Source organism: bacterium, assembly GCA_040753555.1.
Classification (GTDB): domain Bacteria; phylum UBA9089; class UBA9088; order UBA9088; family UBA9088; genus JBFLYE01.
Window position 1 is genome coordinate 1 of the sequence record JBFMDZ010000240.1, and the last position, 2,791, is coordinate 2,791.

Genomic DNA, 2,791 nt, shown 5'->3' on the forward strand with positions numbered 1-2,791 from the left:
AAAGCACAATAAAAATAGAGTTCTCGCTTCGCTAAAGGGGGAAAGGGGGAGGATTATTCTAATATTTTTCAATAACCATAAATTTAAGCCCTATGAAAGGTTTTAGTAAAATTGGGGAATTTCTACCCTAAAGCCATCAAACATCCCAAAATTGACTTTCTCATTTCACATTACCTCCTAAATAAAATAGCAACGACTTAATTTTGCCGTTGCTTTTGTAAATTTTATATAAATCCAGCCCTCTATAAGGGCTGGGTAAAAACCCTTTAAGTGAGTTACTCTCTCTCTGAACTGCTGCTAAATTTATATTTCTAAACATTGTGGAAAAAGCATAATATCATTTTTTATTTTTGTCAATCACTTTTTTGCATTCCTCAAGCATCTGTTTAGAATTGGTATTATTTGGATCAAATTTCAATATCTTTTCAAAAACAGAGGATGCTTTATTATAGTCTTTTGTAAGATAATAGATAATTCCAAGATTGGTTAAAAGGCTTATATTTTTTGGATCTGCCAAGGCGGATATTTCAAATTGCAAAAGAGCCTCTTTGTATTTTCCTAGCCGATAATAATAGCCTCCCAGATTATTATGGAAAACAGAAGCACCTACCCTTGCCCAATAGTCTTTATATTTTCTTTTTGTGTTTCTATAAATATATGCAAAAACCTTATTGGGATTACCCTGATGTTTAAATACAATCCCTTCTTCGGTAATTGGACTGGAAGGATTTTTTAGTATTGGACCATATACATAATAAACAGAAGTTTCTTGGTTATTTCTTAAGATATTTTCATATACTGATTGGACATTTGTATAAATGCCGTATTCATCTTTAGGCTCATCCTTTAATGCTTCTCTAAACCATTGATGCTTTTTCTTAAATCCCTCTATTGTCCATGGCTTAGAAAGCCATCCCTCGGGAATAACACAAACCTCTCTTTCTACTTCTTCACATACCAAAAGATACCATAAAGAAAAGTAGCCGACATGGGATGTGTCAAACAAAACTTTCTTATCTGGCACTGTCTTTAAAATAACCATTCCATAATCATAGATAGAGTAATAATCTCTCATATTGACTGAGGGAAGGTCTCTTAAAAATAAAACAAGGAGAATAATTATAAGAAAAAAAGAGCCTATTGTGACAAATACCCTTTTTTTAAGCATCTTAAATATCTCATTTGTGCCATAGCCAATCAGAAGGGAAAGGATAAAAAAGGTTGGAAGATAATAAACCTCTATATCGTAGATATGATAATGAAGGGCAAAAATGAGGTTTATAACTATAGTTGTAAAAAAGAAAACAAATAGCCCAAATTTTTTCTTTGCCATGCAAAAAAGGCCAAAAAGGCCAATTAAAAAAAGAAATAAGAATTGGTCAAAGAAAAGATAGAAAAACCATTTTATCTCATCTTTAGAACAAAAGTTAAGAAGATGATGCTGGGTAAATTCACGGCCAGTTGCAAAATAGAATAGCTCTTTTATTCCTTTAATGCTTCCCCAGGCAAGGTATGGATTATCTAATGATGCAATAGGAAGATAGAGCCATAAAAGGATGCCTATAATAAGAAAAAATGATGAGAGAACTATTTGTTTAATCTCAAAAGGCTTTTTTCTCATAATGATAAAGAGTATTGTGCCTGGAATAATAAAAGAGATAGAGAGGTGATGGGAAAGTCCTATACCAAATAGAAAACCAAGAAGCAAAAGGCTCTTTCTTTCTTTAAGGTTGAGAAGCAAAGATACGATTAAGCTGATGAGAAATATGTTTAATGTATAGACCTCAGCAACTAATGCCTGTGACCAAAAAACCCAAGAAAATCCAAAGAGAAAAGAGGAAAAACAGGAAAAAAAAAGGCTAAGATTTAATTTTCTTCCTGAAAAAAAGAGGAGCATTACGGAAAGAGAAGCAAAAAGGGCAGAAAGAAAATTCATTCTATATGCGAGATTTCCTATGGGAAGCAAACAAAACAGATGTCCAAGCATCATATAAAGAGGATAACCTGTAGGATGTGGAATGCTTAAAAGCCAAGCGCATACAATATGATCGCCTACATCTCCACTTGTTACAGTGGGGGCTAGGGTATGCAAATAAACCCCAAAAGAGACAAAGAAAACAAGAATGCCAAATATGTAATCTATTGCCTTAAGAGGGATTGGCAGATCGTCTTTTTTTCTCACAACCCTATTATATCTACCCGTTAATTAAAAAGCAAGCTTAAAATTTAAAGCTTATCTTATAACAAGGGATTTTATGGCAGAGAAATCATCTGCCTTTAGTTTATAGAAGTATAGGCCTGAGGAAAGGGGTTGGTTATTGTCATTCTTTAGGTCAAAGGGGATTGCCCTATCTTTTTGGGTATATGAGCCTTTGGGTTTGTTTCCTACCTCTATTGTTCTTACCTTCTGTCCGAGGATGTTGTAGATATTAAGGGAGACATTGGCATCCTTTGCTAGCTTAAAGGGAATGTAGCAGGAATTGTTTGCTGGATTTGGATAGGATTGGAGAAGCTCTGAGATTTGTGGGGTTTCCGAGTTTATGGTTAATGAGATTGCTTGTGATTGCATTTCTTTGTTTGCAATATCCCTTGCTGATATTGGGATAATCTTTATGGTTGTGTCTAGCTCTTCTAAGATTGCCTTAAAGATGAGGGTTTTTCCAGTTGTTCCCATAAAGAATTCATCTTTTTCGTTTGTTAAGCTTAGCTTTGTTTTGTCATATTCAATCCTTAGGTTCATTAAGGCAAGGTTTTGGTTGTCAGCTGAAATGTCTATTGTAAGAGAATCATT

Annotated in this window: 2 protein-coding genes; both read right to left on the reverse strand. The window is 33.9% G+C overall.

Features of this window, described 5'->3' with window-relative positions; translation table 11 throughout:
• Positions 1-337 precede the first annotated feature (337 nt).
• Positions 338-2,182 carry a DUF2723 domain-containing protein gene (locus AB1630_11940; GenBank protein MEW6104503.1) on the reverse strand — a complete coding sequence of 615 codons (1,845 nt, stop codon included), beginning with the start codon at positions 2,180-2,182 and terminating at the stop codon, positions 338-340.
• Between the two features lie 51 nt (positions 2,183-2,233).
• Positions 2,234-2,791, reverse strand: a 558-nt coding sequence (locus AB1630_11945; GenBank protein ID MEW6104504.1) for a T9SS type A sorting domain-containing protein, incomplete at its 5' end; no start/stop codon positions are given.